Annotated in this window: 14 protein-coding genes; 5 read left to right on the forward strand and 9 right to left on the reverse strand. The window is 29.9% G+C overall.

What is annotated here, in order from left to right:
- Positions 1 to 26: 26 nt before the first annotated feature.
- Genes VP90_RS00150 through VP90_RS00160 form a run of 3 tightly spaced genes read left to right on the forward strand, consistent with a single transcriptional unit; the run spans position 27 to position 3,002 of the window.
- Positions 27 to 1,007 carry a tripartite tricarboxylate transporter substrate binding protein gene (locus tag VP90_RS00150; RefSeq protein WP_262589025.1) on the forward strand — a complete coding sequence of 327 codons (981 nt, stop codon included), beginning with the start codon at positions 27 to 29 and terminating at the stop codon, positions 1,005 to 1,007.
- A gap of 28 nt (positions 1,008 to 1,035) precedes the next feature.
- Entirely contained in the window at positions 1,036 to 1,506 is a 471-nt protein-coding gene (locus VP90_RS00155; protein WP_262589026.1) for a tripartite tricarboxylate transporter TctB family protein, read from the forward strand.
- Positions 1,503 to 3,002 carry a tripartite tricarboxylate transporter permease gene (locus VP90_RS00160; RefSeq protein ID WP_262589028.1) on the forward strand — a complete coding sequence of 500 codons (1,500 nt, stop codon included), beginning with the start codon at positions 1,503 to 1,505 and terminating at the stop codon, positions 3,000 to 3,002. Before VP90_RS00155 ends, VP90_RS00160 begins: the two co-directional genes overlap by 4 nt.
- Here the strand turns inward: VP90_RS00160 and VP90_RS00165 are convergent.
- From VP90_RS00165 to VP90_RS00180, 4 genes are read right to left on the reverse strand one after another with little or no spacing between them, the layout of a single operon-like run.
- The gene (locus VP90_RS00165) at positions 2,999 to 3,886 is read right to left on the reverse strand and encodes a DMT family transporter (RefSeq protein WP_262589029.1); all 888 of its coding nucleotides are present in this window, start codon (positions 3,884 to 3,886) and stop codon (positions 2,999 to 3,001) included. The genes VP90_RS00160 and VP90_RS00165 overlap by 4 nt on opposite strands.
- Positions 3,887 to 3,895: 9 nt before the next feature.
- Positions 3,896 to 4,732, reverse strand: a complete 837-nt coding sequence (locus VP90_RS00170) for a class I SAM-dependent methyltransferase (RefSeq protein ID WP_262589030.1) — start codon at positions 4,730 to 4,732, stop codon at positions 3,896 to 3,898.
- A complete protein-coding gene (locus VP90_RS00175; RefSeq protein ID WP_262589031.1) occupies positions 4,732 to 5,814 on the reverse strand; it encodes a glycosyltransferase family 4 protein in 1,083 nt (360 codons plus the stop codon). Before VP90_RS00175 ends, VP90_RS00170 begins: the two co-directional genes overlap by 1 nt.
- The gene (locus tag VP90_RS00180) at positions 5,814 to 6,368 is read right to left on the reverse strand and encodes a thioredoxin family protein (RefSeq protein ID WP_262589032.1); all 555 of its coding nucleotides are present in this window, start codon (positions 6,366 to 6,368) and stop codon (positions 5,814 to 5,816) included. The genes VP90_RS00175 and VP90_RS00180 overlap by 1 nt, the downstream gene beginning before the upstream one ends.
- Positions 6,369 to 6,388: 20 nt before the next feature.
- On the opposite strand from VP90_RS00180, the gene VP90_RS00185 reads away from it, so the two are divergent.
- Positions 6,389 to 6,901: a gamma carbonic anhydrase family protein gene (locus VP90_RS00185; protein ID WP_262589033.1), complete on the forward strand. Its 513-nt coding sequence runs from the start codon at positions 6,389 to 6,391 to the stop codon at positions 6,899 to 6,901.
- Positions 6,902 to 6,912: 11 nt separating this feature from the next.
- The gene (locus VP90_RS00190; protein WP_262589034.1) at positions 6,913 to 7,203 is read left to right on the forward strand and encodes a DUF1330 domain-containing protein; all 291 of its coding nucleotides are present in this window, start codon (positions 6,913 to 6,915) and stop codon (positions 7,201 to 7,203) included.
- A gap of 45 nt (positions 7,204 to 7,248) precedes the next feature.
- On the opposite strand, the gene VP90_RS00195 is transcribed toward VP90_RS00190, so the two are convergent.
- The 5 genes from VP90_RS00195 to VP90_RS00215 all read right to left on the reverse strand — a co-directional run bounded on the left by VP90_RS00195 (position 7,249) and on the right by VP90_RS00215 (position 12,856).
- Positions 7,249 to 8,361 (reverse strand): ABC transporter ATP-binding protein, encoded by a 1,113-nt coding sequence (locus tag VP90_RS00195; RefSeq protein ID WP_262589036.1) that lies wholly within the window; start codon positions 8,359 to 8,361, stop codon positions 7,249 to 7,251.
- A gap of 9 nt (positions 8,362 to 8,370) precedes the next feature.
- On the reverse strand, positions 8,371 to 9,795 hold the full coding sequence (locus VP90_RS00200; RefSeq protein WP_262589037.1) for a mannitol dehydrogenase family protein: 1,425 nt from the start codon (positions 9,793 to 9,795) through the stop codon (positions 8,371 to 8,373).
- Complete coding sequence (locus VP90_RS00205; RefSeq protein WP_262589038.1) at positions 9,796 to 10,608, reverse strand: carbohydrate ABC transporter permease; 813 nt, start codon at positions 10,606 to 10,608, stop codon at positions 9,796 to 9,798. It abuts the gene before it with no gap.
- A gap of 2 nt (positions 10,609 to 10,610) precedes the next feature.
- Positions 10,611 to 11,471 (reverse strand): carbohydrate ABC transporter permease, encoded by an 861-nt coding sequence (locus VP90_RS00210; RefSeq protein ID WP_262589039.1) that lies wholly within the window; start codon positions 11,469 to 11,471, stop codon positions 10,611 to 10,613.
- Between the two features lie 77 nt (positions 11,472 to 11,548).
- Positions 11,549 to 12,856, reverse strand: a complete 1,308-nt coding sequence (locus VP90_RS00215) for an ABC transporter substrate-binding protein (protein ID WP_262589040.1) — start codon at positions 12,854 to 12,856, stop codon at positions 11,549 to 11,551.
- Positions 12,857 to 12,989 lie beyond the last annotated feature (133 nt).

A 12,989-nucleotide genomic window follows, 5' to 3' on the forward strand; every position in this document is an offset into this window, starting at 1 on the left:
AATTAATAAACAAGAAGAGAGGTATTATGAGTAATCTTAAAAAATTATTTTCAGTATTATTCTCAGCAATCTTACTATTCTCAGCAACTACTACTAGCTCAGTAGCAATTGATAAATTGCACTTTGTAATCGGTGGTGGTGCTGGTGGTGGTTGGGATGGAACTGCTAGAGGTACTGGAGAAGCTTTAACAAAAGCTGGTATGTTAAAAAGCGCATCATTTGAAAATATGTCAGGCGGTGGTGGTGGTAAAGCACTTGCTTACATGATTAATACTAAACCTGCTAATACAGTTTTAGTTCAATCTACACCATTAGTATTAAGATCAATTACTAGACACGAAGGTTACGTAAAAGGTAGCGGAACTTTATCTTATAAAGATGTTGTGCCGATTGCTGGTGTAATTGGTGACTACGGTGCTATTGCAGTTGCAAAAAACTCACCTTACAAAAACTTTAAAGATGTAGTTGATGCATACAAAAAAGATCCAAGCTCAATTAAAATGGCTGGCGGATCAGTAAGAGGAAGTATGGACCATTTAATTGGTGCTTTAGCATTCCAAGCTGCAGGTGCAGATCCAAATGCTGTTGCATACATACCTTATGATGCTGGTGGAAAAGCTTTAGCTGGACTTTTATCTGGAGAAACTCAAATCATTTCAACTGGTTTAGGTGAATTGATGGGTGCAAGAGATCAAGTAACAATTATTGGTATTACTGCTCCTTCAAGAGTTTCTGATGCACCAGATGCACCAACTCTTAAAGAACAGGGTTATGATGTGCAATTTGTTAACTGGAGAGGTTTCTTTGGCCCTCCAGGTATGAGCAATGCTGATAAAGCAGCAATTGCAAAAATGCTTGGTGATGTACAAAAAACTCCTGAATGGGAAACAGTAAGAGCAAGAAATGCTTGGGTTAATATTTATAACCCTGAAGGAAAGTTTGTTTCTTTCTTAGAAAAACAAACTGAAGAAATGACAGCTCTTATGAAAAAACTAGGAGTAATCTAACCCTCGGTTAGAAATTAAAATTAGAGCAGTGAATATAAATACTACAAAAATTATATCACTGCTCTTTTTTGTTTTTTCTGCATTTTATTTATATTTAGCTTATCAAATTCAAGTCTTCACATTCGATGAAAACGCTCCATTTAATGCTAGAACATTTCCAATTTATTTAGGTTATGCAGGATTGTTTTTTTCTGGATTAAAACTTATTTTACCTGACCCGAATACAATTAAAGTAGAGCATAAAAATTTAGAGTATAAAAAAACTGGTATATTAATAATCATTGCAATTATTTACGGAGCTACAATTTTAAAAGTTGGTTATTTTTTAACCACTTCCTTATTTTTATTTGCTTCATATTATTTTTTAGGAGAGCGAAGATGGATTTTAATGTTTTTATTATCCTTTCCATTTGTTGCTGCCTTTATGTATTTGCTTCATGGTATTCTTGATATTTATTTAAGAGATCCATTTTTACAATTAATTGGAGTAATGGGATGATTGAAGGAATACTAATTGGATTAACAACAGCACTTACATTCCAAAACATATTAATGGTAATGATTGGTTGTTTTTTTGGAACAATCATTGGAATGCTTCCTGGTCTTGGTCCAATGACTGCAATAGCTTTAATGATACCTATTACATATGGTTTTGAACCTGCAACTGGATTAATTTTAATGGCTGGAGTTTATTATGGAGCAGTTTTTGGTGGATCAACTTCTTCAATATTATTAAATGCCCCCGGTGTTCCAGGAACAGTTGCAACTTCATTTGATGGTTATCCAATGGCACAGCAAGGAAAGGCTGGAAAAGCTTTAGCAATAGCTGCATGGAGTTCATTCGCTGGTGGAACATTATCTGCAATTTATTTATTATTTATGGCACCAAGTTTATCTAAAGTAAGTTTATCTTTTAGATCACCTGATTATTTTGCTTTGATGATTTTAGGTTTAACAGCCATTGCAGCTTTTTCATCTAAGGGACAATTTTTAAAAGCAATGATGATGGTTGTTCTAGGTTTGATGTTAGCTTCAGTTGGTCAAGATAGCTTGTCTGATATTACAAGATATACATTTAACAATATGAACTTAACTGATGGTATTAGCTTTGTATTAGTTGTGATGGCAACTTTTGCGATGAGTGAAGCTTTAACAATTATTTTAAAGAGAAATGATCCAACAACTGCTGCTAAACAAGTTTCATTAACTGAATTAGGCTCAATTAAGATTAATAAAGAAGAACGAACTAAAATGTATAAAACAATTCCAAGATCATCAGTAATTGGTTTTTTAATTGGTGTTTTACCTGGAGCTGGCGCAACAATTGCATCCTTTTTAGCTTATGGAATGGAACGAAACGTAGTTAGTGATCAGGAAAAAGAAAAATTTGGTAAGGGAAGCGTAAATGGTTTGTCAGCACCAGAAACTGCAAACAATGCTGCTTGCTCTGGTTCTTTTGTTCCAATGCTTACTTTAGGAATTCCTGGGAGTGGAACCACAGCAGTAATGCTTGGGGCTCTTTTAGGTTTTGGTGTTCAGCCTGGTCCTAGACTTTATATGACCAATCCAGAGATTTTTTGGTCAATAATAATGTCTATGTATATTGGAATGGTAATTCTTCTTATATTAAACCTACCACTCATACCTTATATAGCTAGAATTCTTGCTGTTCCCAAAAATTATTTAATTCCTCTAATTTTATTTTTCTCTGTCACTGGTATTTATGTAATGTCATTTAATAATTTTGATATTTATTTAATGATTGGGATTGCAGTAGTTGCAACTTTTTTAAGATTATATGATTTTCCTATGCCACCCTTGATATTAGCATTTGTACTTGGTGGATTGATGGAAGAAAATTTGAGACGATCTTTATTATTAAGCAATGGTTCGTGGGAATTTTTGTGGGATAGAACATTAACCGCATGTATTCTTGCTACTACAATTTTAATTGTAGTTTGGCATATTTACAAAACTTTTAAGAGAAAAAATTAAGATTTAATATCTATTCGTTTTCTAATTATTTCTTTATTAAGCTTCATTTCACGATAAGACATAATGAAAACTCCTAAAAATATTATACTCGCACCAATCCAAGTGAAGAGATCAGGGATTTCGCTAAACACAAAGTATCCAATTAGAGATGCAAATACTAAACTTAGAAAAGAATAGGGTTGTGTCATGCTCACATCTACTAGTTTATAAGCATGATTAATACAAAGATGTAACAATGTGCCAGATAGACCTGCAAAAAATAAATAAATCAAAGTTTGTAAACTAGGTGTTTGCCAATAAAACAATGCAATAATGAAACTAACAATAGTCATATAACAGTATCCATAAGATAAAATTGTAATCGAACTATCGTCTTTTGTTATAGTTTTTGTAATTATAATCACTATTGACCACATAAAAGAAGATGCCAGTGCCATATACACCCCAATAGAGATGTCAGTAATACCTGGTCTTAAAATTACCAGCATACCAATAAATCCTAAAACCAGTGCAAAACTTCTGTAGATATAAATTTTTTCTCCAAGAAACAAAACAGCCAAAATGGTTACTATGAAAGGAACAACAAAAGATATTGCTGTAGCTTTTTCAATTGGCATCATTGTTAAAGCTGAGAAATATAAAAGCATTGAAGGCAAGTTTAAAACTGCTCTAAGAAAATGTTTTTTATGATGATTTGATTTAAAAACTGAAAATTTAGTTTTTAACATATAAGGAAAAATGATCAGGAAACCAAATAAAAATCTAAAAAAACCTGCTACATAAACATTAACTTCCTCTTGTGCTAATTTTAAAAAGGTTAACATTAATGTTCCAAAAAAAACTGAAATTATAATTAAGAAAATAGCAAATTTATTTTTTGACATTTGCCTTAATTAAATCTGTCTTTTTTTTTGATAAATATGGAAAATTATATCTTTAGGAAGTATTTTTTGAATATAAAAAAAAATAACAATAAAAAAATTTAAACCCATACAAATTATTTTATTATTAATAGTAGAATTCAATCTTTTGTAATTACCATATCTACTTACGGTGTTTAAATAATTTGAATAAACTAACTCAAAATTGTGATTTTTAAAAAGCCAACTTAAATTATTATTATTAAAATAAGATAAATGAGGAGATGACAAACCTTTTTGCCACAATCTATTGTAAAAGTTTCTTATGCCAAATTTATTCAAAATATTTGCAAATTTGTAAATTATTCCGTCAGATGAAGGTAAATTTATTAATATTTTTCCTTCATCATTTAAAAAATATTCAAGTTGCTGGATTACTTGATCTAATTTTTCAAGATGTTCAAAAACATCATTAAAAACTATATAGTCAAATTTACCGAAATCTAAACTATCTACTTTTTCGAGTGGTAATTTGATTTGCGATACATTTCGGAATCTTTTTTTTAAATTTTTTATTTGCTCATTATCCGCTTCAGTTCCTAAAACATCAATATTTTCATGCTTACATTCTTCTAAAAAAATACCACTTCCAGAGCCTATTTCTAAGATTTTAATTTCATCCGATTTATTTAAAGACTTTATTACTTTTATAATTTTTTTAAAGTTTTGAATCCTAAGATCATTTATACCTTCAATTTCCCTACCGTATCCTGATTGCAAATCTGATTTTAAAAATAAGCACTTAGTGCATTTATATACAAAATTATTAATTTTTTTTATTTGTGATTTACAAATTATACAAGTTTCCATTAATCTAAAATTTTATTATATTCGTTAATAATTTTAGACCATTGAAATTTATTAACAAATTCTTTTGCATTTTTTCCAAATTCCAAATATCTTTTATTTTCTAGCATTGAATTAATTGAAGAATAAATATCATCCAGATTATTTCCATCACATATTAAACCAGTTTTTTCATGATCTATTGCATCAGCCGCGCCTCCATCTTTACCGCCTATAGATGGTACACCGTATTGTGCTGCTTCAACATATGCAATTCCAAACCCTTCAACAGATTTTTTATGAATTATAGAAGGCATGACAAATAAATTTGATTTAGCGATTAGTGCATTTTTTAAATCATCACTTATATCTTTAAAAAACATTACTTGTTCATCTAAATTTAATTCTTTTGCTAATTTTTTAATATTTTCTTCTTCATCACCGTATCCAATACAAATGTAGACAATATCTGGGTATATTTGTTTTAGATTTCTAAGAGCCATCACTACTTTTTCATGATTTTTTCTTTTATCAAATCTTGAAACAGTAATTAATCTTGGCGTTTTAACTTTTAGTAAGCTTTCAACTTTTTCTAATGATTTTTTGTTTAATTCTTGAGCTGGATCAACACCAGGATTAATTACAATAATTTTATTTTCATTAACCCCACATTCAATAGCAAGGTTTTTGGTATATTGTGAATTAGCAATAACTTTTTTTACATTATTAAGAACATTCAAAACTCTTTTATTTTGACTTGATCCTTTAGGATGATTGATCTCTTTGCTATGAATAAGACAATATTTTTTTTTAGAAGTTTTAATTAATTCTAAACTTTTCCAATGATCTCCTATTATTCCTTCAACCTTATTTTCTTTGATAAATTCATTAATTAATTGAGCTTTTCTATATTTTCTAAGAAGTTTTATTCCACCAACTCTTTCAATTGAAAACGATGCTTGTTCATCAAAATCTTTATGATTATCAATATGATCAGCGAAAACTTTTATCATAAAGTTTTTAGACAACTCTCTTGATAAACCCCACATTAAGCTTTGCATACCACCAAGCTCAGGAGGAAAAGATCTAGTAACAATTAAATACATTAATTAGTTTTCCACTTTATGCTGCAGCCAGCACTAGGAATTTGGTCTTTAGGACCTTCACCTGTGTTAGCAATTTGTTTCATAGCTTTTAACAAATCACTTTCACCTTCTTTAACAGGTATAAGATTTCTTAACTCTCTTAATCTGCCACGATATTGAAGTTCTAAATTTTTGTTATATCCAAAAAAATCTGGTGTACAGACAGCATCATATGCTTTTGCAATATTTTGTGTTTCGTCGTTTAAGTAAGGAAAATTAAAATTATTATCTTTTGAAAATTTAATCATATTTTCAAAAGAGTCTTCTGGATAATTTTCTGCATCGTTTGCACAGATTGCAACTGAATTTATTCCAATTTTTTTTAATTCATTACAATCTTCAACTATTTCTTTTGTAACTGCTTTTACATATGGACAATGATTGCAAATAAACATTATCAAAGTTCCATTTTCTCCTTTGATATCCTCTAACGAAAGAATTTTATTATCTGTTGATTTTAATTCAAATGGAATAGCTTTTTGACCAAAATCACATATTGGAGTTTGTATTGGCATACTGTAAGAATATATAAATTATGTTTTATGATTTAAAAGATAAAAAACCAAAAAACTCTGGTGAAAATTGGGTAGCTCCTAATGCAACTATAATTGGAGATGTTACATTGGAGAAAAATACAAGCATTTGGTTTAATGCTGTTTTAAGAGGCGATATAGAAAATATTCACATAGGCGAGGGATCTAATATTCAAGATGGCAGTGTTTTACATACAGATCCCGGGTGTCCTTTAAAAGTAGGAAAGAATGTTACTGTAGGTCATTTAGTGATGCTTCATGGATGTACCATTGGAGATAATAGTTTAATTGGAATTGGTGCAGTAATTTTGAATAAAGCAAATATAGGAAAAAACTGTATCATTGGAGCAAAAGCTCTAATAACTGAAAATAAAGTTATACCCGATAACTCTTTAGTAGTGGGATCACCTGGAAAAATTGTAAGAGAGGTGACTGAAGAAGAAAAAAAAGCTGTAGAGGAAAACACTAAACACTATCAAGATAACTGGAAGAAGTATTCAAAATCAATATTTTAAAGGAGAAGATTATGTCAGCAGGATATGTGATTGCACAATTAAAGGTAACAAACCCAGAAAACTATAAAGAATATGTAGCTAAAGTTACAGAGGTTGTAAAAAAATTTGGTGGAGAGTATCTAGTTAGAAATGGTGAATACCAAGTAGTAGAGGGTGAAGATAATTTTCCAAGATTAGTAATCATTAAATTTCCATCATATGAAAAAGCTTTAGAATGGTATCACTCTGATGAATATAAGCCAGTTAAAGACATTCGTCTTCAAAACTCTGAAGGAAGCAATATTATAGTTAAAGGTATATAAAAAATTACGTATTTTTTGACCAATCAATTTATTATCAGATAAAATTTAAATTCTATTTTTTCCTTCATCAAAAAAACAAACTTTATTTAAATCTATATACAAAGTAATTTCTTTTTTTATTTCAAAATTTATAGTAGATGGAAATTTACCTAAAATCTCTTGATCTTCAAAATTAAAGGTAATTATTTGTTCGTGACCAACATATTCAGCTAATTTTGGTATTACTTTAATCTCTGCAAAATAGTTTTTTTTTATATTATTAATCGCATGTTCTTTTTTAAAGAAAATGTGTTCTGGTCTAAATCCAAGCAAGGATGTTTTTTCTATATTATTTTTATTTTTCCAATCATCAGATAAATTAAATTTAGAATTATCATCGCCATTGGTAGGTAAAAAACTTATATTTTTATCATTATTAATAATTTTACCACTGATAAAATTCATTGATGGAGAACCCACAAAATCTGCAACAAAAACACTTTTTGGGTTATTATAAATTTTATCCGGAGTATCGTATTGCTCTATTTTACCATTATTCATTAATGCAATTTTTGTTCCTAAAGTCATAGCTTCTGTTTGGTCATGGGTAACATAAATCATTGTAGTTTGTAGATCTTCATGTAATTTTTTTAGTTCTCTTCTCATTTCTACTCTAAGCTTTGCATCTAGATTTGACAAAGGTTCATCAAATAAAAAAATCTTTGGATCTCTTGTAATTGCACGGCCTATAGCAACTCGTTGTCGTTGACCTCCTGATAATTGTTTTGGTAATCTTTGAAGGTAATCTTCTAATTTAAGTATTTTTGCAGCTTCATTTACTTTTTTAATTATTTGATCTTTAGGTGTTTTTCTTAATTTTAGACCTAAAGCCATATTCTCGAAAACTGTCATATGAGGGTACAAGGCGTAAGATTGAAATACCATTGCAATCTCTCTATCTTTTGGATCTAAGTTATTAACAATTTTATTATCAATATAAATTTCACCTGAGTTTATTTCTTCTAAACCAGCTATCATTCTAAGCACTGTTGATTTTCCACTACCGCTTGGCCCAACTAAAACTGTAAAAGATTTGTCTTCAATATCTATATCTACATCTTTTATAATATGAAGATCACCATAATATTTGTTTAAGTTTTTAATCTTAATATTAGCCATTTAATTATCTCATCTTTTTTTTTTAATTTTTAATTTTAATATTTCCTTAAATTTAGGAAACTGAGTAGGTAGGTCTCCCCATAAATCTTTGTTAGTGCAAAACTCGTCAATCATATCATCTTCAAGGAAGTTTTTTAACCAATCCCATTTTGGATCAATATAATTAAATTCTAATTCTTTATTATAAATTTTTTTCATAAAGATATACCAACTAGCAATAGCTGTAATTGAATTTATAGGTTCAATATTATTTTCAAAACATTTTTTTATAGTGGGTATTATAAAAATTAAAAATTTACTTGAACCATCCATGCAAATTCTCTCTAACGCATCACTAATATGACTATTCTGAAATCTATGAGATATTGTTTCTAAATATTTATTTAAATTTATTGGCTTTATATTACCCAATGCTGGGATTATCTCTTTATTTTGTAAATTATCGAAAAAAGATTTTAGATCCTCATGATTAAAACATTCATCAAAAGTTTTTAAACCTTTGAGTGCTCCTAGATATGCCAAACAAGTATGGCCTCCATTTAAAATTCTAATTTTAGTTTCCTCATAATCAAATACATTTTCTGTAAAATTAACATTTTCAATTTTATCAAGATCAGGAAATGGTGCCGCAAAGTCTTTTTCTATTATCCATTGAATGAAATCTTCAGATAAAACAGTGCAATCTTCTTTAATATCAAAATGATCTTCAATTTCTTTTGATAATTTTTCCGGTGATCTTGGTGTAATTCTATCAACTACACATGCTGGGAAAGAAACATTTTTTTTAACCCAGTTTATTAAATCTTTTTCATTAAAGAGTTCTAAATATTTTAAAAAAGCTTTTTTTAATATCTTTCCATTCTCTCTTAAATTATCACAACATAAAATTGTAATTGGTTTATTAATTGAATTTTTTCGTTTATTTAGAGCAATTCTTAAATAAGAGTAAAGTGAATTAGTAATTTTACCCATTATTTCATTTTTAATAACCTCATGATTAATATCTAATTCAGCGTTATCAGTTAAAAAATATCCTGTCTCTGTAACAGTAATGGTGACTAAATGTATATTTTTATTTAAAAGAATTTTTTCTGATTTTTCCTTATCTGAATTCCAATCTAATAATTCAACAATTGATTTTATTTCTCTAAATACAATCTCTTCATTTGGTGAAATTGTTTTTAAAACATAATTTCCATTTCGTTTTTTTAGATTTGTTAGAAAGTTAGTAGTTTCGGATAGTAAATTTAAACCTACAATTCCCCAGCTGTAATTACCTGTGTTTTCCATAAATTGATCAATAATATTTGCTTGATGTGATCTATGAAAATTTCCTACACCTATATGCAATATTCCAGCTTGAATAGAACTTTTATCAAAATTACCTTTAATTAATTTAGGATTATCTGTTAGATTTTTTATTTCCAAAGACATTTATTTAACAGCTCCAAAAGTTAATCCTCTGACTAATTGTTTTTGAGTAAACCATCCTAAAAATAAAACTGGTAATACTGATAAGGTAGAGGCAGCCGAAAGTTTTGCATAAAATAAACCTTCTGGACTGGAATAAGATGCAATAAATGTTGTTAAAGGAGCAGCATCAATAGATGTAAGATTTAAAGTCCAAAACGCTTCATTCCAAGCTAACACAATGCATAACAAAGATGTTGATGCTATTCCAGGTAACGAAAGTGGAACCAAAACATAAAGTATTTCTTGAAGTGTACTAGCACCATCTATCCTCACAGCTTCTAAAATCTCATTAGGTATTTCTTTGAAATACGAATATAAAAGCCAGATCATGATTGGCAAATTGACAAAACATAAAACAATAACAATTCCCAATTGAGTATCTAAAAGAGAAAAGTCTCTAAATATTAAATAAATTGGGATTAACACTCCAACTGGTGGCATCATCTTTGTTGACAAAATCCACAGAAGAGTTCCTTTAGTTCTCTTAGTTGGATGAAAAGCCATTGACCAGGCTATCGGTATTGATAACACTAAACCTAAAATTGATGAACCAAATGAAATTATTACAGAGTTTTGTGCAAACTTTAGATAATTACTTCTTTCTTGAACAATCCCGTAGTTTTCTAACGTTGGCTCAAATGAAAAAAATAAAGGTGGTATTGCTACCGCATCTATTTCAGTTTTAAATGATGTAATTATCATCCATAAAATAGGAAAGAAAATTAACAGAGAAAACAACCAAGCAAAAAAAGTAATAATAATTTTTTTTTTCATATTTATTGTAAATTTTTTCCAATCATTTTAACTAAAAAGAATGCTGCGATATTTGCGAGTATAACAACAACAACACCACCTGCTGAAGCAATACCAATATCAAATTTTAACAAGGCTTCGGTAAATACTAAGAATGCTAAATTTGTAGTAGCTAAACCTGGCCCACCTGTTGTAGTAACAAATATTTCTGCAAATATTGTTAATAAAAAAATAGTTTCTATTAATATGATTATCGCAATCGGTCTTGATAAATGGGGCAGTATAACATACCTAAAAGCTTGGAAGTTATTTGCTCCATCTAGTTTAACAGCCTCAAGCTGATCTTTATCAACTGATTGTAAGCTTGTTAATAAAATTAGTGTTGCAAAAGGAGTCCATTGCCATGAAACAATTATTATTATTGAAATCATTGGAACATGAGTGAACCAATCTATAGGCCCAAGACCAAATAAAGATAATAGCCACGCAAACAATCCTGATACAGGATTCATAAATAAGTTTTTCCAAATTAATGCACTTACTGTTGGCATAATGAAGAAAGGTGCTATTGCCAAAACTCTCGCTAAACCTCTACCAAAGAAATTTTGGTTCAATAAAACTGCAAATCCTGTGCCGAATAATATTGAAAAAATTAATACAGAAAAAACTAAAACAAAAGTGTTCCACAAAGCCTCCAAAAAGGCAAAATCTGTTAAAAAATATTCATAATTTAATAAACCAGTAAACTCTCTTACATCTGGATACATCAAGCTGTATCTTAAAAAAGAAAAATAAATGGTCATCCCTAGAGGCACTGCCATCCAAATAAATAACAAAGTAATAGTTGGATAAGAGGTTAATTTGGGAACTAAATTACTTCTCATAGATGTTGATGATTAAGGTTTTATTATAAAGGCCACTAATTTCATAGTGGCCTTTAAATATAATTAAAGCTTAGTTATTATTTAGTATAACCAGCTTTCTTCATTTCTTTTGCAGCAATCTTCTGCGCATTTTTCAATGCTCTTTCTACAGTGATTTTTCCTGCTAAAGCTGAAGAGATTTGTTGAGATACTGAAGTTGCAATTCCTTGAAACTCAGGAATAGCAGCAAACTGTACACCCATGTAAGGTTTTTTCTTCAAAGTACCATTAAATGAAGGGTCTGCTGTGTTAATGGCATTTAAAGTCATCTCAGCAAATGGTGCTTCACTTAAATAAGTTGGGTTTTGATATAACGACGTTCGAGTACCAGGAGGTACATTTGCCCAACCTTCTTTAGAAGCTACAAGCTCTAAGTAATCTTTGGAAGTTGCCCAATCGATAAACTTAGTTGCTGCATCAACTTTTTTTGATCCACCAGGAATAGCTAAAGACCAAGCCCATAACCAGTTTGAACCTTTACAAGTTACAGCACATGGTGCCTGAGCAAATGCCATTTTGTCATGTACTTTTGATTGATCAGGATTTGTTACAAAACTTGCTGCAACTGTCGCATCAATCCACATTCCACATTTACCTTCGTTCATCAATGCTAAGTTTTCATTGAAACCATTTGATGATGCACCTGGAGGCCCATAGTTTTGAAGTAAATCTACATAAAACGATACCGCAGCATTCCACTCTGGACTATCCATTTGTGGGTTCCAGTTTTCATCAAACCATCTACCACCAAATGCATTAGCTACAGTTGTTATGAAAGCTCCACCTTCACCCCAACCAGGTTTACCTCTTAAACAAGCGCCGTATACACCGTCGTTGCCTTCAGTGATTGCTTTAGCAATATCATAAACTTCTCCCCATGTTGGTCTTTGAGGCATAGTCATTCCAGCTTTAGCAACTAAATCTTTTCTATACATAATCATTGATGACTCACCATAGAAAGGAGCTGCATAAAGTTTTCCATCTATAGACAGACCACTTCTGATTGCTGGTAAAAGATCATCTACATCATACGAAGCGCTAAAGTTAAGTTCATTTAACCAACCTTTGCCTCCCCAAATTGGAACTTCATAAGTACCAATTGTAAGTACATCAAACTGACCACCTTTAGTAGTAATGTCAGTTGTAACTTTTTGACGTAGAACGTTTTCTTCTAATGTAACCCACTCAACATTTATTCCTGTTTTAGAAGTGAATTCATTTGTTAACCCTTGCATTCTAATCATGTCACCGTTGTTTACTGTTGCTACTTTAATTGTTTCAGCAATAGCAATAGTCGAAACGAATAGTGTGATGATAGAAGCAATAGCAGTTCTAATTATATTCATATTTCTCCTTGTTAGTTTATTAATGAAACCTAATCACAGTTGGTTATGAAAATCAATATATTTGCTCAAGTTCGATCAAATACTCAAAATGAGTAAATTAGTGCAACTATTAATTGAAAAAGCTTTTTAAACG

This window comes from Candidatus Pelagibacter ubique HIMB140 (assembly GCF_025558165.1).
GTDB classification, from domain to species: Bacteria; Pseudomonadota; Alphaproteobacteria; order Pelagibacterales; family Pelagibacteraceae; genus Pelagibacter; species Pelagibacter ubique_T.